Below are 19054 nucleotides of genomic sequence, written 5' to 3'. Positions count from 1 at the left end.
TCACAGTCAGACAAAAGAGTGTTCTCTACTCTTGAGCGACCTTACAGACTGGAGATTCATGAATGAATGCCTCTCAAAATCAGAAAAAAGCACTCTCATTTGGACTGGCAGTGATCCCTATTTTAGCCATGCTACTGCTGTTAATTATTGGCTACGGCATCATGGGGCTACGTATTGAACCTTTATTGCTTTGTTCTGCTGCAGTCGCCGCGGGCATGGCCTGGTGGCAAGGGTATTGCTGGGAAGACATCATTAATTCGGTGGTGGATAAACTCGCCAAAGCAATGCCGGTTATCATGATTCTTATCTGTGTTGGCGGCCTGATTGGTACATGGATGTTCAGCGGCACCATCCCTTACATGGTGTACTGGGGACTTAAACTCATCAGCCCCGAATACATTCTCATCGCCGCGTTCTTTTTGACCAGCGTCGTATCGGTGTGTACCGGAACCTCCTGGGGTTCCGCCGGAACGGTTGGCGTAGCGCTGATGGGGGTTGCCGCCGGGCTGGATGTCTCATTGGCAGCAGCGGCAGGTGCCGTTGTTTCTGGCGCTTACTTCGGTGACAAGATATCGCCGCTGTCAGACTCCACCAACTTTGCGGCCATTGTCGCAGATACCACCCTTTTCGAGCATATCCAGCACTTATTGTGGACCACTATTCCCAGCTTTCTGCTTGCCGCCGTGGTTTATCTTATTGCGGGCCACAGCAATATGCTCGGCGAGGTCGCCACACCGCAACGGGTTACAGATATTGTCAACGCTCTGGAGTCGCTATACCACTTCAATATCATTCTGATTTTGCCGCCGGTTATTGTGTTGTGGGGCGCGATTCGTAAAAAGCCGGTCATTCCTTTAATGCTGAGCGCATGCGTATTAGCCCTGATTCTGGGCGTTGTCATGCAAGGACTCAGCATCAAGCAGGGGCTGGATGCCTTTATAGATGGGTTCAACATTACTATGTTCCCGCAAGGGAGTGAGGGCATTATTGCTGATGTTCCGCGCCTGCTGAACCGTGGCGGAATGTTCTCAATGATGAGCACTATTCTTCTGGTATTTTGCGCATTTTCTTTTGCCGGTGCCTTAACGTTAACGGGCGCACTCAACATTATCATTAACCGCTTACTGACGGTCATTCACAGCGTCGGTCAGTTAATTGCGGCAACCATTGGTACCACCCTTCTTGTTACCGGAGCGACAAGCGACGGCAAGCTGGCTCTTCTGGTTCCAGCTGAATTATTTAAAGACGCATACCGCCGCATGGGACTGGATACCAAAAATCTGTCCCGCACAATTGAAGACGCTGGCACCGTCATTGAGCCGTTGTTGCCATGGACCGCCGCCGGAGTTTATATGGCCACAACATTAGGAGTGAGCACACTGGATTTATTGCCATGGGCGATTCAGTGCTATGCCGCAATCTTCTTCGCCTTGATTTACGGCTTCACGGGAATCGGTATTGCGAAGGCGCCATCAGTGACAGAAACAGAAAAAAATATTACGGCAACAGAATAGGGAGAGCATGTAATGGGTTTTAATAAGATTATCGATCGCCACGATACAGCCTCGCTGAAATGGGACTTTATGGCGCGATATTTCGGCGAGGATACACATCAACTGTTGCCAATGTGGGTGTCTGATTTTGACTTCACTTGCCCGCCCGCTGTTCAGGAGGCTTTAACTCACCGCGTCGGGCACGGTATTTTTGGTTACAGCGAACGGCCACAAAGCTACTTTGATTCATTAATCTCATGGCTCTCAACCCGGCATCAGCTGGAAATCAAGCAAGAGTGGATCTGCAGTATTGAAGGTGTTGTTCCGGGATTATCGCTACTCGTACAAATGCTGAGTCAACCCGGTGAAGGTGTGGTCGTTCAGGGGCCTTATTATGGCTCATTCGCTAAAATTATCTCTTTGAACGGCAGACAGTTGCTGGAAAATCCGTTGTATGAGGACCCGGCTACCGGTTATCAAATGGATTTTGCTCACCTGGAAATGTTATTCCGGACTGAACGTCCACCGTTGATGATTTTATGTAATCCGCATAATCCAACCGGCCGTTGTTGGTCTGTACAGGAGCTGGAACAGCTACTTACGCTGTGCGAAACCTATGATGTGACGTTGCTGTCTGATGAAATATGGGCAGATTTATTGCTTCCTGGAGAACAATTTACTTCAGTTCTGCATCTGGGAGAACGCTGGCATTCGCGTGTAATTTCAGCCACTTCAGCCAGTAAAACGTTTGGTTTGTCGACATTGCGTATTGCTAATTTTCTGATACCGGCACCGGCATTGCGTGAACACTTTTTACGCCGTCTGGATGCACATGGGCTGGATGTATTCAATGCGCTATCCGTCGAAGCGAGTACGGCAGCATGGCAACATGGTGCACCATGGTTAGACGAGTTACTTGGCTATCTGGCTGAAAATCGACGCTGGTTTATTCAACAAATTGATGAACATCTCCCGTGGGCTCGGGTTGTTCCTTCCCAGGCAACTTATCTACTGTGGATAGATTGCAAAGCGCTTGGACTGGATGATGAGCAGCTCAAATGGGTAATGCTTGATGTTGCCGGTATTGCGCCTTCAATGGGAAATAGCTTTGGTCCTGCTGGAAAAGGTTTTATCCGCCTGAACATGGGATGTCCACGCGCCTACCTCGAAAAAGCGGTAGAGGGGTTGAAGCGTATTGCATTTACATCTTGCTAAATCTGCTCAGTAAACGAATCGGCCCTGGCGCAGGGCCGCTCGATATTATCAGCCATTTTAATGAAAAACCAAGTGATATAGTACCAGTTAGCCACCAACAGACAGGGGCGTCTAAGCGCGTTTTTGCTATTACAAGCTAAAACGAGGATTCAGGCACTATTATTTTCATTCACTATCCTCTTGTTTCATTTTCATTAAAAAATGCAACACATTAGGATTATTATCCACAATATTTGTGAATTTTCTCAATAACCTTGAAGCATCTTTTTTTCGATTATGATTAACATACCAGGTATGGCATACACCGTATAACAATGCGCTTTTTAACTCAATGAATTCATCATCCATGCCAGGATGTTGATAAAGAAAATTATCCGTATAATCTTCTATTTCTTTAATTTCATGAATTTGTTTAACTGGTATATCAAGCAGTGAATTACTGGTTTTGATCATTTCTAACATTGAATAAAAAATCGTAGGCGATTGGTTTTGAAGAAAAACCTGATTTTTAAAGTCATCAATGATCTTTTCTTTTTCCTTAGTATCTTCGATAAAATATGTCAACTGCGCCAGGTGGCTCAATAAAGTCACATCATTTTCAGCGTCATTAGTTAGTTTCCATTTATCATAACTATTTTTGACATAAGCGCGTTGAAAACTCTCCTTATCTGGATAAGGATAATAAGGATGAAAGCTGAGTGCCTGCACTAAAAACCCAGCAGCGACGTCATCAGATAGTTCTGCACTATAAACATCTACGAAAGAAGCTGTCAGACCAGCCATCAAAAAGTTGAGCTCATCGTCTATAAAAGGATATCTCCCTTTTAAATCAATGACCTCACTCCTTATCTTAACGACCAGGTTAGCCATACCAATAGCGTCCATTTCATCTTTTCGGGCACTTAGTGTACGGGCATTTATATCAATGAAGAGGATCTTAGCTATTATCTCTCGCTTTTGAGCATCAGTTAACTGTGATTGCGAAATAATTTTATCAAAAATCTGATTAAACCATCTACTCTCTAAATTAATGCTATGCGCATTGGGTGATAACAACTTCCCGTTCAAACTATAGTGGATTTTCTCTATTTTATTATCACGTGTAAACCCTACCAACGTTACGACTGAGCGAGAATTCGCTTCAGCCAAATTAATTATTTGCTGTTTAGAACGATGAGTCAAAAACAATGTCGGAAATTGCCAGTTCTCAACCGCAAACGGGGGCACAAATTGGAATGAAGGATTCTCTTTAGATGTGGCCCTTTTCCATGTCTCCTCCATCTGGTGAGTGATGTCATAAGCATTTTCATCTGTATTACTACTGTTCCACCCCCCATCTTTTTCATTATAGAAGCCAGAAATGCTTATCTGTGCAAATTCAGGATATGGTTGGTAGAAAATCGCACAACCCATTGCAAAAAACAACACAAGCAATGAGAAACAACTCGACTTGTTGGGATAACGTCTTTTTTTTCGATGATAAATTAATGTAGTTATTAGAATGACAACAGAACCACATATGAAAGGAATCTTCCATTCATTCAGAAAAAACAAAAAAGAGGAAAAATTAAAAAAAATCAGTGCTGGCAATCCCAAAAAGGTGAGAATATTTCCGGAAAAAGTAGCAATGTCCTGGAATTTCATGAGGGGCCTATCTTCTGGTAGATATTGAAGATAGATTAAAAAATACAGCGCAAGATGACAAGGATTTCTGCCAAGAAGTTTATGTTAGTCGCTTGTTTTTTCTAGGTAAATGTTCTTATTCATGTAAAATCACCCCATCCCTAAGTAAAATTGTGGTTTTCATGTAATTCGGAGCTAAAACCTCCGCTCACAGAATGGCGAGGACCTGCGATTGCACGTCTTACAAAACTCCCACTTTGCATTGTTCAACTCATTGAAACAAATATATTGATCATCAGTTGCCTCAATTTTGTCACATCCGCAACGCGCAAAATGCACATTAGTGCTGAACAAAGCAAAACACTGCAATAGTAACTTGATGATTTTACGAGAAAAGGTGGTGCCGATAATAGGAGTCGAACCTACGACCTTCGCATTACGAATGCGCTGCTCTACCAACTGAGCTATATCGGCCCTGAAAAGGACATGTCCACGAATGTGAGCACGGGGTAGAAGGTTAAAACTAACCGGGCGACGCGTCAATGGCCTTGCGAATCAAACGCCTATTTTTGCATCATCCGGATTCAATTACGCACGAATCGTGTCGTCACAGGCATCCTGTACGCAGCAAGGGAACGCTATAACCAGCGGCGAACACGCTGCTCATAGTGTTTCCATTCCAGCCCGAAATGTTTTCGCAGTTGTTCCTCTTCAAAATCAATGTGCAATCTGGCAACCGCCAGCATAAACAGTGGTGCAACCAATATTCCAATCAGGCTACCGACGTAGAGAGCAAAAGCTAACTGGAGTCCACTCATTCCAAGATAGATTGGATTGCGGCTCCAGGCATAACATCCGCCAGTAACAAGCGTGGTCGATTTCTCTGCATGCAGTGGGTTTAGCGTCGTACGTTTCTTCCGCATCTGCCACGCGGTATGCAGTATCATCGCCAAACTGGCGCTAGCCAACAATGCACTTATTACAATAGTCGCCGCGCCAAATGTGAAACGCGGGATCGCCGTCAACGCATCCGCGATGAGGAATAATATTAAGATGAGTGGTGGTGGAAGCCAGACTCTTAATTTTGTCAGGAAATGACGCATGGCTATAGACTAACCTCGGAAGCGGTTTGATTAACGCTGATACCGCTATAAATACCCTGTAAAAGACACATAAACAAACAATGTTTCACTCAGAACAGGCTATCGTCTTCACCAGACAGGCAGGATCTGTAGTACTAACCTCGGCAAAAAAACCGGCATCAGAGGCATCCGCCCCTGATGTTCCCGACAAGTTTACGCTGAAAAAGTTGAATCCGACGCTGATTCAAACAGCCCTACAGACTGCTTGTAAAAACGCATAAAATCATCAAACATCACTGGTGGTAAAAATTGATAACCCTGCAGGTAATCCACATTATTTTTCCGCAACCATTGCTGCTGATAGCCATATTCAACGCCTTCCGCCACCATGCGTAACCCCAGGAGTCCGGAAAGATGAATGATTGACTCGAGCATAGGGATATGTTGCTCAACTTCTTTAATAGCCTTGATGAACGTTTTATCAATTTTGATTACATCCAGGTCTAACTCATTGAGATAGCAGAGATTAGCGTATCCCGTGCCAAAATCATCTAAAGCAAACAGCACCCCTCTGTTTCGCAACGATCGTATCAGCTCTTTGAGAGCTGGAGTGATAGTTAGAGTCTGATTTTCGGTTATTTCAATCATTAATTTTATCGGTAGTCTTTGCGTTATCTCCATAAAGTTAAGGCATTCCCAATAAAAAACAGGATTACTTAAACCTGATGGACTGACATTAAAGGAGACGAATAGCGTTTTATTAATATCCTCGCTTCCGTCGACCAGATTACGCGCGACGGTGGTCATTAAATAGCTCGTTAACTCATTCATTAAGCCACTTTTTTCAGCCAGAGGTATAAACTCACGCTGAGAAATCGCATAATTATGGCCCTGTGGCCACCGAGCTAAAACCTCAACACCACAAACGTCCCCATTGATATTTACGATGGGCTGAAAATAAGGAATGATTTCTTCATTCCTTATTGCCATACTCAGTCGGCCAGAATCTGAAACATCATATGCATCGCCATAAATTACATTCTCACCAGAATGACTGTTTGTCGGGTAGCCTTCATGCAATAAATTATTCCTGGTTAAAAAAATGATAGTTTCATTAAAATGAGAAAATCCCAGACGAGCGGTTATCCGCTCCCGATATCGATAAACTGACTTAGTTGTTAGTGAGTTAGCAATACAAAAGTCGTGCAATTTTTCTTTTGTGAATGATGAATACAACATTTCCTCTTCAAATTCAGTCAAATGAAAATTAAAAATCGTCGAACCTTTAGTGACCTCCACAACCTCATTGGGTGCCATTAAATTGGCTCTTAGCTGAGAAATCAATTGATCAGATAATTCTCGTCCATTAATGAAAGCATACTCCTCGTATCCTCGATTAACAGAACGAGTTTCATTCATCCGAAGAACAATACAGTTGATGTTGATAAACTGCGTGCTATTTCTCTGAAACCATTTCCTGACCAGTAGCAATGGTAACCGGTTATCGATCACCAGCAAACAGGACGGGTATCGTGGAATAACTGACTGTGTACCAGAAATAAATGATCGCGCATCAACCAGTACCAGATTTGGCAGCCACGCTTTTATCCCTGAGAAAAGAAAAATATCATAACTGAGCAGAAAAACCTTTTTCGTATTCATAGTTACCACCAACTTAAATTTATGGCATAGCAGGTCCCTCGTTATATACACGAGAGAATATACAACACCTTCAGCCTCCAGCAATTATAAGGCGGTTCGTGAATTAACTTTATCCATAAGCCATATCACGTAATTTCAGAGTTTATAATCACAATTATCCATATGCGTATTCCCATTAAATGGTAAATCCATTTTAAATATCAAAAAAGGAAAATTCCTAATTTTCATCAGTACAAATCCTTTTACTCATTTTCACTACAAGGCAAAACAAAAAACCACGAATGCAAGCAACGACAAAATATACAACCACAAAAATCAAAATACTAACACATTACCTTGATTTATGCTGCCCGACAAACCATGAGCGTACGTCGCAGATCTCTTATTGCATAGACATTTCCTGCGATACGGATGACCTTATAATAGAAAATATCCTGTTGAGACATAAGCAGTTCGGTAATGTCATCGGGAACATTGTCATTTTTATTTTTGACAATAGCCAAGCGACGAGTCTGCAGATATCCGTCACGGTCTTTGCCAATAAAATTCAGGACAACATTACGATCTACAGCATAGTGCTTACCCTGAATATTAAGGCTCCCTATCTGGGATACCCGCCCTTCGGTAGCGGAAGAAATACGAAAAACCAACAGAACTTCACCTTCAATTTTTACGCCCTGAGTTTGCGCCTCCAGATGCAGGTAATTCTTGGCAGAGCAGGTCAGCGTCTCAGGTTCTTGATGGCGATAAAAAAAGTATGCTGTTATCACCGCAAGAAAGATCGCCCCGCTAATAAAGATAATTTTCGCATTCACGGGCAGCCCCTCCTTTATCCAGCGTACAGATCCCCAAAAAATTCTCTTTAAGATCATTACCTGCCGATAAATTATTATCATCATAAAAAACAATTGTTTTCTTGCCATCATGACAAGTCGCATTTATTTTTCGCCACATATCAGAAGATAAAAACGCTTTCGTTTTATCAGCATTATTGTCATCGGCAGTATAAAGTTCACAATCACCTATTGCCCTGATATAGATAAAATTCGTGGCACCTGAATTAAGAGCTGGCAATATCAAAACAGAGCTCCCAAGAAAGGCAAACAATAAAATGAACAGAACAATATTTTTGCGTTTCGGTGTTGCGGGTGAGTTCACCGTTTCTGTTACCGAACGAACAGGTACATCTCCACTGAAAGATGACTGTTCATCATTGACCGAAGCATGGAACAAAAATCCCTGCCGGGGCAATGTTTCAATGGGATTATCGGCCCCCAACTCACTAAATGCTTTTCGCAATATACTGATACTTTTATTAAGGCTATGACCCGATGGGGCCATGCCATGCTTTTTCCATACTTCTTCAATGATAAACTCACGATGGAGTTGTTGATTTTTATGGGCAATGAATAGCTCAAGTAGTCTCGCTGTAGATGCCGAAAGGATTATTGTAGTATCGCGATGTTTCAGGCTTTTTCTGGTGGAATCGTACTCAACCTGATCATTAATTATACTTTTCATACTGCCTGACTCTTGAATACCGTGACATGGAGTACAAATGACCAAAGTTTCATCTGTGCTGAGCTGAATACTGCATTGTATAAAGATAGTTACAGTATAGGTTCGATATCTAACCATGACATATCGGATCAGACTCAATGCTTACTATTGATTGAGTTTGAAGCACCCCTGACCTACTGGGATGTATTTCTGCAACGCTACGATAAACTTTCGGTTTTTTGTTTTGAGCTCACTACTACGCCAGGTTTCACCCGGCAACACATAACGCATGGTGGCTTCATCATCGGTTGAATTGCACCCTTGGTGTACGATGATTTTAAAAAAAGTATTCCCAGTGTTTTTCAGTGTTCCGTTAGCCTCATCAATGGTGTAGGCCAGATTTATGTTTCTCGGGCGAACAACCAATATGGTGTCCATAGCGATCACCGGGAGAGCCTGCCCGCCTTTCCCTTGATTACGTTCGGTAAACAGCGTGATCGGCATTTCACGAAACAGAATTCGGTAATAGCGTTCTTTATCATCCTGCGGCCCGCGGTAGAAAATCTTAAAAAACTCACTCGCCTGCGGAGCCAGTGAAAAATTCAGCGGAGTAAACAGAAGTTCGCCTTCAGCAATAGCACTTCTGTTTTCACCTCCCGGTCCCGGCTTGTCAATTTTTACTGCGCCGATACTGTATAAATTCTGTTTCTGGCTATCGTTATAGATTCGTTTACTGATAAATGCTTTATCCGATGGCATCTCATAAATGGTCGACTCCAGGTAGACTGCCTGTGTAGAGAATGCTGTCAGACCGGAAAGTAGAATAAATACCCATCTAAGCGCCAGACGACGGCGGTTCATGGCGTCACTCCCACCCAATTCGCCGTGACTTTTATCTCTCCACTGGCGCTGACGACACCTTCCCAGTCAGCGCCGGAAACGGTTAACATCGAACGTGAATCATTCATTGGGAAAAGCAATTTCAAATCAGTAGCATAATAGCTTCCATCGTCATTGTTATTTGCGTCCCAGGGCGTCTGTTGCCACTGCGCATCTCTCATACTGACTGCCGCTTCACTGCAGCTATTTCGTTTTTGCACCACGCCCCCCGACTGACTGTTGTACTGCAGAAAAGCGGGAATGGGGACGGACAGCCCGCCTTGCGCAGACGTAAACAGACAGTAAGGGACACTGTTTATCGTCGTACTTTCCCCAATAACTTGCGCGGTAATACTGTCTGCTTGACGGGGACCTGAGACGGTTACGGTGTACTCCATTTCTATAGGAGCGGCATCGCCAATCGTGCCACTACCGCTCGCAGAAGCTGTGTTGTCCGAAGAGACGATACTGATCCCATACTCCTTCGGCACAATATTGAGCTGTAGCGAAGGGGTAAACTGGTAGTGTCCTGACTCTGGTGTTAAGCCATTATAAAAGCCGAAGGTAAAGGGCTGACTGTTAGTAATGCTGATCCCTGAATCGACAAGATTCTTCAAAAATGCTTTTGACAGAAAAATATAAATGTATTCTCCGGAGGTCGTAAAAACGTTGTAATAAGCAGTTGAAGTACCATAGTTATACCAGTTTGAACCATTCCCGGAGTATCTCACGGTGGCCGCTCCGGGCGTAAAACCAAGCATCGCCGTATCGACAAAAGCGCGAAACGTCAAGGAGGCGGTCAGATTGGCCGTTTGTTGCAGGTTATAACTCACCATTTTGCAAATCACACCGTCAGTACCGCCTACCACGCCAAGTTCGCAATAACCAGAGTCTTTGGTGATGCTCGGCGTACCGTCGCTGGCAACCCAAAGCTCCTGAAATGCGTTAGTCGAGACAAGTGACAGATGACCGCGTTTAGTTAACGTGTAATTGACGTAATTCCATGATCCTGTCGATTGGTCTTTGCACCGTTGCCCGGAAGAATAATCATAATTTACAGAAGTATAACAGCGGTTGAACACGTAGGTTTCGCTGCTACCGGTAGGCACATTGCGAAAGTACTCATAAGCAGTATCGGTCAGGGAAGCGAATCCGTAGGCGCCACCAATAACGCCTGCGACAGAGCCGACCTGCGCATGATAAAAACCGTTTTTGTCAGTGCCCAATCCGGCAATAAACCCGGTTGATGGGCATTGGGTGCCACTATAACAACGGATTCCCCGGAAAGGCCCGTTAATCGGGGAGTTATCAATCCACATGTCCTGATAATAATTTCCAGGCGCAGTCCAGCCGACAAAACCTAAATACCCGAGACTCACCTGAGAGGTACCGTATTTTATCCACGTGTTTGACCCGCTGAAACGCGGATCAAGTGCCGATGGGGTAATAAAGTATTCACTATCAATGGCATTTTCGATAAACAAATAGTTATTGCTAACTGAGCCGGAAGAGATTGCATTCAACGCCAAAGCAGGCACAGGTGAAAAACTCCCTACGGCACAGATTACAGTAGCTAATTTAATTAATACTTTCATTTTATTACCTCTGCGCCATCGTGGTTTGCGTTGCACATTTCACATCGCCAACCCACGCTGCGCCGCGTGCTTTTTCCAAATCAAGATCGGCTTCGCATATGCTGCCATTGGCTGAAATTAACGTGATGACCGGATACTTTTTATCGATATCGATAGCAAACTCACCCTTTTCATCCGTACGCGTTTTACCGATGTGGTTATGGATATCGGTATTTGCAGCCAATTGTCCATCGGGATAACGAATGCGCCCGAATACAGTGACCATGCTTTTCACTTCAGGATTGATAACACCCACGTTACCCGGATATAGCGTCAGCTCCTGTTTGCGTCCTGAAACAATATCGAAGCTGTCCTCAGAGTTTTTATCATTGAGGATTTCCAGCTTGTACTGAGCATAGGGCGGCAGTGCAATGAAATTTGATTTACCGCTGAGAAGATAATTGCGGTTATTAATCTTCGCAGCTAGTTTCCCTTCACCGGTCAAATCTGTTTTCACAATGATGCCGGACCGCTGCCGCTCTTTACTCAGGCCGAAATCTTTACCTGCCCACGCCAGAGAACCTTGAGAAGAGAAGTTCATATTGGTGGAGTTGTCAGCAGAACGCGTTACCGATACGGTGCCGGCGTTATATTTCGTGTCATAACTCAAATTGCCGTTTACCGAATAATTATTGTCGTAATATTGTTCGCCACTCAGACGCGTTGATGCCGACAATCCGACCGATTTAATCGGGCCCTCAGCATACTGCTTACGCGCGCTGAGATTACCCTGAGTACTGCCATAACGATCCCGGGAGACGCCCATGCTCAACCAGGTCGCCAACGGCAACGATAAATCCAGACTGACATAACGTTCCTGTCGCCCATCGTCATTCCGATTGTTGTAGTAATAACGCTGAATACCTGCACGCAACCCAACCGTGGCATACCTGCCTGAATAAAGGGTCGTGCTGTAGTCCAGATTACGATATTTATTTCCCGAGTAGCGATTCTCCGTCTGACTCACGGTGAGCGAGCCCCCATGAGGAATAAACTTTCCGAGGTTAAGAGTCCCGCCAATGGAATAATTATCACGCTCCTGTAAAGGCAGACGATCGCCAATTTTACTGTCTTCACGAGATGCCCATAGGGAACCGTATCCCTCAGGGACATTAAGGTTGATGTTACTGATATTTCGCCATGACGAATCGTTCGCCACTAGCGTCTGATTGCCAATACTTACGTATTCATTCACATTGAGCGTGACATCCGTTTCATTAACCGCATTGTTGTCAAAACCGTAGAGCGTGGATTTCAGGCCCAGCCCCGATAATATCGCCAGCGTCATCGATGCGGCCCCCCCGGCAATCCAGGTCTGCTCGTTGCCCAAATCTTGATAATGATTTCGCTTGTAACTCACACGGTCATAATCCAGTGAGCCACCAAACAGTTGCCACGAAAGCTGATCAATCCCGGCGGCTTGTTGGCGGGCAAAGATTTTATTAACCCTGCTAATACGACTATTAATTGTCCGGCCATTGACCACGATATCTACCGTGACGTCATAAACACCATACGGAAAGCGACTGGTATCAATTTCATAGCTGCCCATATTAAAGTTCTGCACGCTGAGCAAACGCCCATCACGGAAGACATGAACCTCGCCAGCGGCTGGCAAAAATACGGTAATCGGCGTGAGTGAAAGCGCGGTATTCTCAACAACCGTACTTCCTTTGTTTCCGTAGCTCACACCGTAAATTTTCCCACCATTCAACGCATTCAAACTAGCAATAGACTGCACGTTCCAGGTGTCGAGCATCCCGAGCGCCAGTCGATACCCGTCATAATCACGCTCATACATCGCACGATAGAGTTTACTGGTGCCGTTGCTGTCGCCGATGCCGTAAAACGAACCGTTAATATTGATATGGTGCTCACGCAGCGATGTTGTATTGTCCACCGTCAGATAGCTGCGGGTACTGCTGCCATTATGATAATCGTTGTAGTAGGTACCAAAGTTATAATTCAGGACGTTAGAGAGAGACTCCACGCTGGAAGGTCCAAGCAGGCTACTGCGTGCGACAATCGCTTCAGTTAACGCATCTTTGCTGACTATCATCTCCAGGTGAAATGAAGAGACGTTGAGTTGCAGGCGTGCATTGTCCGATAGCTCGATATTGGTGTTATCGTGAAATTTCACATCACGAATTTTTTCTACCAACGCACGAGTTTTTCCAGATAACACGGCATTATTAGGCAATTCAGCAAGAGTCAGGGCTTTAACTGTAATATTGCCATCAACAAGCGAAATCATCGCATCGGCAATTTTTTGCTGACTTTTCTCGTCAGTCTCGTTGTAACGAATATATACCGGCACCGTCATTCCCTGCTCCAGTGAACGGGCGAAAGCGCTGGGAATAACGTAATTACCCACTTTTACTGGGGCTGCATGTGAAGTTCCTGGTGTCAGCGCAAGAAAAAGACAAATGCTACCGCCGACAATATATTTTGTTGTCATATGCATCCTTACAATCCGGTATTTTTATTTATCCCGTACAGATGGCTGCTATTGACCATCACTTCACTGTAATAAACTGCTTACCGTGCCAGATACCAATGCGTGAGCGGCTATTACTAATGTCGGTGAACTGCAGTTTTATTTTTGTACCTGGCATAATGTAATAGCGTTCGCGACAACCTCGTCCCTGATCGCGAGCCTTATCCTTACAGGCGCCATAGGCGATCACACGAAACGAAACATTGCCAGTATTGGTAATAACATCGCCATTTCGGCTATATTCAAAACGTTCTTTTCGCGGCGCGACCACCAGAATAGTGCCAATTTCTGCCGACGCTGTTGCTACCGCCATTTTATTCGCCCGGGTTTCCGCGCTCTCGGTGACCGGCTCATCTATCCATTGCAGACGATAATAACGTTCGAGATCATCTGCTGGTCCTTTATAAAAGAAGCGGAAAACATCCTTTGCTTGACCAGGAAGAATAAGATTGGCAGGTGTAGAAAGTAACTCTCCGGAATTGACAGGCTTTATTTCGACTCCCCCCGCCAAAGGTGATGACAATTGTTTTACCGAAACACTGACATAACGCGCCGCATCAGTTGTATTAGTAATTTCTTTCGATAATGAACTCTCAGCAGAAGTCATTATCGATGTGATTTCACCCACATTAATTGCCCATCCGGGAAAAGATGCTACTAACCCTACCAACATCACTGCCGGTAAATATTTTTTCATGACGCCATTCCTGATAAATTCGGGAGAAAAAATTCTCCCGAATTTTTATTACTTAGGCAGACGGAGTCGTCCAGGTTGCATTAAACTGTACTTTTACATCGCCAGTCCAATAGCCGTCTGGCAGAGCAGAGTAATCCGTTACTGCCTGGCTACCATCAGAAGTCGCTGACGCGATGGTGAATTTGAAGTTGGATTGATCGCTGACACGAGCAGCACCGTTATAAGCGCCATCAGCCATCAGGCTTTCAAGACCAGAAGTCGAGCTGGAGTTAACCAGGACAGTATCTGATGAGTTAGTCAGCGCGGTGCCATTCCATGCCACCCCTACGTTCAGGGTAGACGCATCGCCACTGGCGTTGGTCAGCGTGTTACTAATGATCTGAGCAGTCAGCTCAAAATCAGTTGCCGTTTCCTGACCCTGAATAGTCACATCAAAAGCACCGTCCTGAGAGTTGAAGGCTTTCAGTCCTTCAGCATACTGGAAAGTCAAAGAGTTCAGCGGGGTGACAACCAACATACTGGTGGTATCTTTTGTTGCCGTCGCGTCCCACGAGGCAGTTGCAGAAGCAGTAACGTCTGCCATTGCATTTGCTGCAACAAATACAGAAGCCAGAGAGGTTACTAATAATAATTTTTTCATTTTTATCTTCTCCTAAGAACAAACTCACCACCGAGTCTTATTTTTAAGTCACTCCAGCGGTTCCATTAATTGCGAGCCAGAATTGCCGCGCCAAAAAATTATCATTTGAATTAAGTAACATCTCAACAAACCCTGAAACGCAAAAATTACAAAAAACTAAGAATTTTCCCACAAAAAAATTTATCTAAGAAGTATCCTAAGACAGAATTACTTGAAATGTGCCTTGTTTCAGAATTATCACCCATACAAACAAGCAATACCAAACAATTCATCTTTTTTATGTTTTTGATAAATATCAAAAAGATCATACAAATACCACCTAAGCAAAACCCTTACAAAACATAAAGATAATTAACGCCTCCATATTTTCTCTATAATGCTTATTATTTGTTGCAATTATGCTAATTTTTTAACTTCACAAGAAAATTCTCATGAAATATTCATATGAGGGGGAATATTCTTATAAAATAATCGCCAAGCTGGAGGATTAGTATTCGAATTGATAATTATTTCACAGAAATAAAACCAGGAATTTTCCATATAAAAAGAATATTCCTGGAATATCAAGAGTTATATAACGCTCAACAGGAGAGATTTAGCTGAAACCTTTTAATCCCAAATAACTATTAAGTGTTACCGTTCGCACCCGATGTAGGGTAATCAAATTTTGTTGTTCGAGGGATTTAAATGACCGGCTAACGGTTTCAATTTTAAGGTCGAGATAACTGGCAATTTCCTCCCGGGAGAATGGCAAGTGAAGCGTCGTTTCTGGCCTGCCAATACGTAAATGCATCTCGTAAAACTCCACCAGAAAAGCAGCGATCCTGGCCTCAGCATGTTTATTCGCATAGCGCCGCAGTTTTTCAACAATGAATCCATTGTCCCTGCAGAGAAACTTGATGACTGCGGCAGCAACCGACGGATCCTTTTCTGCTACTTTGAACAACCGCGCAATATCGATATGACATACCTCCGCAGCCGTTGCCGCCTTAATCGTTGTCAGGTACTTCCCCCCTTCGACAGCATCCAGCGCCATGATATCTCCCGGAACATAAAAGCGACTGATAAAATCGTTATCACCGCATTCCACGCTGGACTTGCAGTATCCCTCGTGAATAACAAAAAGCATGTTTGCGGCTTCATCCTGCCGGGCGAGTATCTCCCCTGCTTTAAACCTTCTTCTTTTGTCTATTAATCGGTGTTGATTATCACGATCAATTGCCGCTCCCTTTGGACACAGCGAACAATGGCGGGGGGGAAACGGGTTGCCGAGCGGCACTACAGGAATGCGATGTTTGTGAATATCCGATTTCACGCAACAACTCCTCATAAAAATGAGACTGATTCTAATAGATCGGGCCATGGGAACAATACGTGAACTGAAGACCAGGAAAATTCATGCTGGCAGGGAAAATTCTGTGATACATCGCCTTTCTGGCACAGGGACGCATGGGTCAAAACCAGACTGATGATGTTAAAACGCAGGATAGAAAAATGTGGCAGTGGAGTGAAGGTTGGAATTAACAGGGCGATGCCTTAATAGCCTTGAAAATCAGAGTGCTATTATGGAATCGCCCGTTTTCAATTACGCACGGATCGTGTCGTCGCCGAAACCAACCCATTTGTATGTAGTCAGTGCTTCCAGCCCCATTGGGCCACGCGCGTGCAGTTTTTGCGTACTTACCGCCACTTCCGCGCCCAGTCCAAACTGGCCGCCATCGGTAAAACGCGTAGAGGCGTTAACGTACACAGCTGAAGAATCGACTTCATTCACAAAACGATCGGCGTTGCGTAGCGTACGCGTCAGGATCGCATCGGAATGCTGGGTACCATGCTCGCGGATGTGGGCGATGGCATCATCCAGACTGGTGACGATTTTCACGTTCAAATCCAGCGACAGAAACTCGTCGTCATACTCTTCAGCTTTCACCGCAACCACATTAGCAGGTCCTGCCTTCAATGTAGCCAGCGCCATTTCGTCTCCGTGCAGAGTTACGCCGCTTTGTGCCATCTGCTGGCTCAATGCTGGCAGAAAACGCGCGGCGATATCCTGATGCACCAGCAGAGTTTCTACGGTGTTGCAGGTGCTCGGACGCTGGGTTTTGGCATTGACGATAATCTTCAGGGCCGGGGCGATCTCCGCGGTATCATCAACATAGATATGACATACGCCAATGCCGCCGGTGATGACCGGGATAGTCGACTGCTCACGACACAGCTTGTGCAGGCCCGCGCCCCCACGAGGGATCAGCATATCGATGTACTTATCCATCCGTAGCATCTCAGCGACCAGTGCGCGGTCCGGGTTATCAATCGACTGTACGGCAGCCGCGGGTAAACCGCAGGCTTCCAGCGCCTTTTGGATAACCGCCACGGTGGCAGCGTTCGTCCGGTAGGTCTCTTTCCCACCGCGCAGGATCGCGGCATTGCCGGTTTTCAGGCACAGGGAGGCAACGTCAACGGTGACGTTTGGGCGCGCTTCATAAATTACGCCAATCACGCCCAGCGGGACGCGACGACGCTCCAGACGCAGACCGCTGTCCAGCAGCCCACCGTCAATCACCTGCCCGACTGGGTCGGCGAGATTACACACCTGGCGTACATCGTCAGCAATCGCTTTCAGACGCGCTGGCGTCAGGGCCAGGCGGTCTAGCATCGCATCGCTCAGGCCGTTGGCTCGCGCCTGCTCAACATCTTGTACGTTTGCGCTGAGGATGCTTTCGGTTTGCGCTTCCAGCTCATCAGCAATGGTTTCCAGTACGCGATTTTTTTCGCGACTGGAGAGCAGCGCCAGCTTATATGACGCGGCTTTGGCAGCAATGCCCATTTTTTCCAGCATATGCCTGTTCCTTAACGGGTGATCATGTCGTCACGATGGACAGCGACCGGGCCGTATTCGTAGCCCAGGATGGTGTCGATCTGTTGTGAGTGATGTCCGGCAATACGGCGCAGCGCATCGCTGTTATAGCGGGTGACGCCGTGGGCAATATCACGCCCTTCGAGATTGCAGATGCGGATCACTTCACCACGAGAGAAGTTGCCTGTCACGCTTTTAATGCCTTTTGGCAATAATGAGCTGCCGCGTTCCAGAATCGCTGCGGTAGCGCCCTCATCAACAGTAATTTCTCCGGCAGGCGGCGCGCCGAAGATCCAGCGTTTACGGTTCTCCAGTGGAGATGCCTGAGCATGAAAACGCGTCCCAACGGAAACGCCTTCCATCACGTCGCCAATGACGCCCGGTTTGCTGCCTGCGGCAATTATGGTGTCGATCCCGGCGCGGCACGCGACATCGGCGGCCTGCAGTTTTGTTCCCATCCCGCCGGTTCCCAGACCCGAGACGCTGTCTCCGGCAATGGCGCGCAGCGCATCATCAATACCGTGCACGTCTTTGATCAGCTCCGCCTGCGGATTGGTGCGCGGATCGGCGGTGAACAGGCCCTGCTGATCGGTCAACAGCAGCAGCTTATCGGCTCCAGCCAGAATTGCCGCCAGCGCTGAGAGGTTGTCGTTATCACCCACTTTAATTTCAGCGGTCGCCACCGCATCGTTCTCATTAATGACCGGAACGATGTTGTTATCCAGCAGCGCGCGCAGGGTATCGCGGGCATTGAGGAAGCGCTCTCTGTCTTCCATATCCGCACGCGTCAGCAGCATCTGCCCGATATGAATACCGTAAATCGAGAAAAGCTGTTCCCATAGTTGAATCAGTCGGCTCTGCCCTACCGCTGCCAACAGCTGTTTCGAGGCTATCGTTGCCGGGAGTTCAGGGTAACCAAGATGCTCACGTCCGGCGGCAATCGCGCCTGAGGTAACAATAACAATACGATGCCCTGCGGCATGGAGCTGCGCGCACTGGCGAACCAGTTCTACGATGTGGGCGCGGTTCAGGCGGCGGGATCCGCCCGTTAACACACTGGTGCCAAGTTTTACCACCAGCGTCTGGCTGTCACTCATGATTCTCTGCCATTCAAAATTGGGGAAAATGATATCAAACGAACGTTTTAGCAGGACTGGCCCCGGTTGCCAACAACCAGCGCACAAAGCATGAAATTTTATTGCGCAGGATCAGCAAGCGTAGCGGCAGATTTTGACGCATTTATTACAGAAACAAAAAAACATCCTTTTTTAAAAA

Annotated in this window: 15 protein-coding genes and 1 tRNA gene; 2 read left to right on the top strand and 14 right to left on the bottom strand. The window is 45.8% G+C overall.

Annotated features, from left to right (window positions below; translation table 11 throughout):
* Positions 1-62: 62 nt before the first annotated feature.
* Both nhaC and SK34_RS12025 read left to right on the top strand, forming a co-directional pair.
* Complete coding sequence (gene nhaC / locus SK34_RS12030) at positions 63-1514, top strand: Na+/H+ antiporter NhaC (RefSeq protein WP_003838742.1); 1452 nt, start codon at positions 63-65, stop codon at positions 1512-1514.
* Positions 1515-1526: 12 nt separating this feature from the next.
* The gene (locus tag SK34_RS12025; RefSeq protein WP_048233107.1) at positions 1527-2708 is read left to right on the top strand and encodes a MalY/PatB family protein; all 1182 of its coding nucleotides are present in this window, start codon (positions 1527-1529) and stop codon (positions 2706-2708) included.
* Positions 2709-2873: 165 nt separating this feature from the next.
* Here the strand turns inward: SK34_RS12025 and SK34_RS12020 are convergent, their stop codons facing one another.
* The 14 genes from SK34_RS12020 to proB form a co-directional block, all read right to left on the bottom strand.
* Positions 2874-4352, bottom strand: a complete 1479-nt coding sequence (locus SK34_RS12020; protein ID WP_032941279.1) for a hypothetical protein — start codon at positions 4350-4352, stop codon at positions 2874-2876.
* A gap of 377 nt (positions 4353-4729) precedes the next feature.
* Positions 4730-4805 (bottom strand) — tRNA-Thr (locus tag SK34_RS12015).
* 164 nt (positions 4806-4969) lie between these two features.
* Entirely contained in the window at positions 4970-5434 is a 465-nt protein-coding gene (locus SK34_RS12010) for a methyltransferase family protein (protein WP_003843778.1), read from the bottom strand.
* A gap of 192 nt (positions 5435-5626) precedes the next feature.
* Complete coding sequence (locus tag SK34_RS12005; protein WP_003838773.1) at positions 5627-7075, bottom strand: EAL domain-containing protein; 1449 nt, start codon at positions 7073-7075, stop codon at positions 5627-5629.
* 341 nt (positions 7076-7416) lie between these two features.
* Positions 7417-7890, bottom strand: coding sequence for a hypothetical protein (locus SK34_RS12000; RefSeq protein WP_003838775.1), 474 nt, complete (start codon positions 7888-7890; stop codon positions 7417-7419).
* Positions 7865-8596, bottom strand: a complete 732-nt coding sequence (locus tag SK34_RS11995; protein ID WP_016149623.1) for a winged helix-turn-helix domain-containing protein — start codon at positions 8594-8596, stop codon at positions 7865-7867. Before SK34_RS11995 ends, SK34_RS12000 begins: the two co-directional genes overlap by 26 nt.
* A gap of 144 nt (positions 8597-8740) precedes the next feature.
* Complete coding sequence (locus SK34_RS11990; RefSeq protein ID WP_003031358.1) at positions 8741-9436, bottom strand: fimbrial biogenesis chaperone; 696 nt, start codon at positions 9434-9436, stop codon at positions 8741-8743.
* The gene (locus SK34_RS11985; protein WP_008324500.1) at positions 9433-11049 is read right to left on the bottom strand and encodes a hypothetical protein; all 1617 of its coding nucleotides are present in this window, start codon (positions 11047-11049) and stop codon (positions 9433-9435) included. Before SK34_RS11985 ends, SK34_RS11990 begins: the two co-directional genes overlap by 4 nt.
* Before the next feature lie 4 nt (positions 11050-11053).
* On the bottom strand, positions 11054-13546 hold the full coding sequence (locus SK34_RS11980) for a CS1-pili formation C-terminal domain-containing protein (RefSeq protein WP_048233105.1): 2493 nt from the start codon (positions 13544-13546) through the stop codon (positions 11054-11056).
* Positions 13547-13604: 58 nt separating this feature from the next.
* Positions 13605-14282, bottom strand: coding sequence for an EcpB family pilus assembly chaperone (locus tag SK34_RS11975; protein WP_003031363.1), 678 nt, complete (start codon positions 14280-14282; stop codon positions 13605-13607).
* A gap of 52 nt (positions 14283-14334) precedes the next feature.
* Positions 14335-14922 (bottom strand): common pilus major fimbrillin subunit EcpA, encoded by a 588-nt coding sequence (ecpA, locus tag SK34_RS11970; RefSeq protein WP_003031365.1) that lies wholly within the window; start codon positions 14920-14922, stop codon positions 14335-14337.
* Positions 14923-15517: 595 nt separating this feature from the next.
* A complete protein-coding gene (locus SK34_RS11965; protein ID WP_016149621.1) occupies positions 15518-16237 on the bottom strand; it encodes a Crp/Fnr family transcriptional regulator in 720 nt (239 codons plus the stop codon).
* Positions 16238-16507: 270 nt separating this feature from the next.
* Positions 16508-17761, bottom strand: a complete 1254-nt coding sequence (gene proA / locus SK34_RS11960) for a glutamate-5-semialdehyde dehydrogenase (RefSeq protein WP_003031370.1) — start codon at positions 17759-17761, stop codon at positions 16508-16510.
* 11 nt (positions 17762-17772) lie between these two features.
* Complete coding sequence (gene proB / locus SK34_RS11955; protein WP_003031373.1) at positions 17773-18876, bottom strand: glutamate 5-kinase; 1104 nt, start codon at positions 18874-18876, stop codon at positions 17773-17775.
* Between the last annotated feature and the right edge of the window lie 178 nt (positions 18877-19054).

The sequence above is a fragment of the Citrobacter sp. MGH104 genome, from assembly GCF_001034485.1.
Lineage (GTDB): Bacteria > Pseudomonadota > Gammaproteobacteria > Enterobacterales > Enterobacteriaceae > Citrobacter > Citrobacter freundii.
The sequence above is the reverse complement of the archived record's forward strand: the minus strand, read 5'-3'. Positions and strand labels throughout refer to the sequence as shown.

What these genes read in the sequence shown, in the direction of transcription:
- SK34_RS11985 (WP_008324500.1), bottom strand. Translation starts at nt 11,049, where the DNA reads ATGAAAGTATTAATTAAATTAGCTACTGTAATCTGTGCCGTAGGGAGT.
- proB (WP_003031373.1), bottom strand. Translation starts at nt 18,876, where the DNA reads ATGAGTGACAGCCAGACGCTGGTGGTAAAACTTGGCACCAGTGTGTTA.
- ecpA (WP_003031365.1), bottom strand. Translation starts at nt 14,922, where the DNA reads ATGAAAAAATTATTATTAGTAACCTCTCTGGCTTCTGTATTTGTTGCA.
- nhaC (WP_003838742.1), top strand. Translation starts at nt 63, where the DNA reads ATGAATGCCTCTCAAAATCAGAAAAAAGCACTCTCATTTGGACTGGCA.
- SK34_RS12025 (WP_048233107.1), top strand. Translation starts at nt 1,527, where the DNA reads ATGGGTTTTAATAAGATTATCGATCGCCACGATACAGCCTCGCTGAAA.
- SK34_RS12020 (WP_032941279.1), bottom strand. Translation starts at nt 4,352, where the DNA reads ATGAAATTCCAGGACATTGCTACTTTTTCCGGAAATATTCTCACCTTT.
- SK34_RS11990 (WP_003031358.1), bottom strand. Translation starts at nt 9,436, where the DNA reads ATGAACCGCCGTCGTCTGGCGCTTAGATGGGTATTTATTCTACTTTCC.
- SK34_RS11975 (WP_003031363.1), bottom strand. Translation starts at nt 14,282, where the DNA reads ATGAAAAAATATTTACCGGCAGTGATGTTGGTAGGGTTAGTAGCATCT.
- SK34_RS11980 (WP_048233105.1), bottom strand. Translation starts at nt 13,546, where the DNA reads ATGACAACAAAATATATTGTCGGCGGTAGCATTTGTCTTTTTCTTGCG.
- SK34_RS12005 (WP_003838773.1), bottom strand. Translation starts at nt 7,075, where the DNA reads ATGAATACGAAAAAGGTTTTTCTGCTCAGTTATGATATTTTTCTTTTC.
- SK34_RS11995 (WP_016149623.1), bottom strand. Translation starts at nt 8,596, where the DNA reads ATGAAAAGTATAATTAATGATCAGGTTGAGTACGATTCCACCAGAAAA.
- proA (WP_003031370.1), bottom strand. Translation starts at nt 17,761, where the DNA reads ATGCTGGAAAAAATGGGCATTGCTGCCAAAGCCGCGTCATATAAGCTG.
- SK34_RS12010 (WP_003843778.1), bottom strand. Translation starts at nt 5,434, where the DNA reads ATGCGTCATTTCCTGACAAAATTAAGAGTCTGGCTTCCACCACCACTC.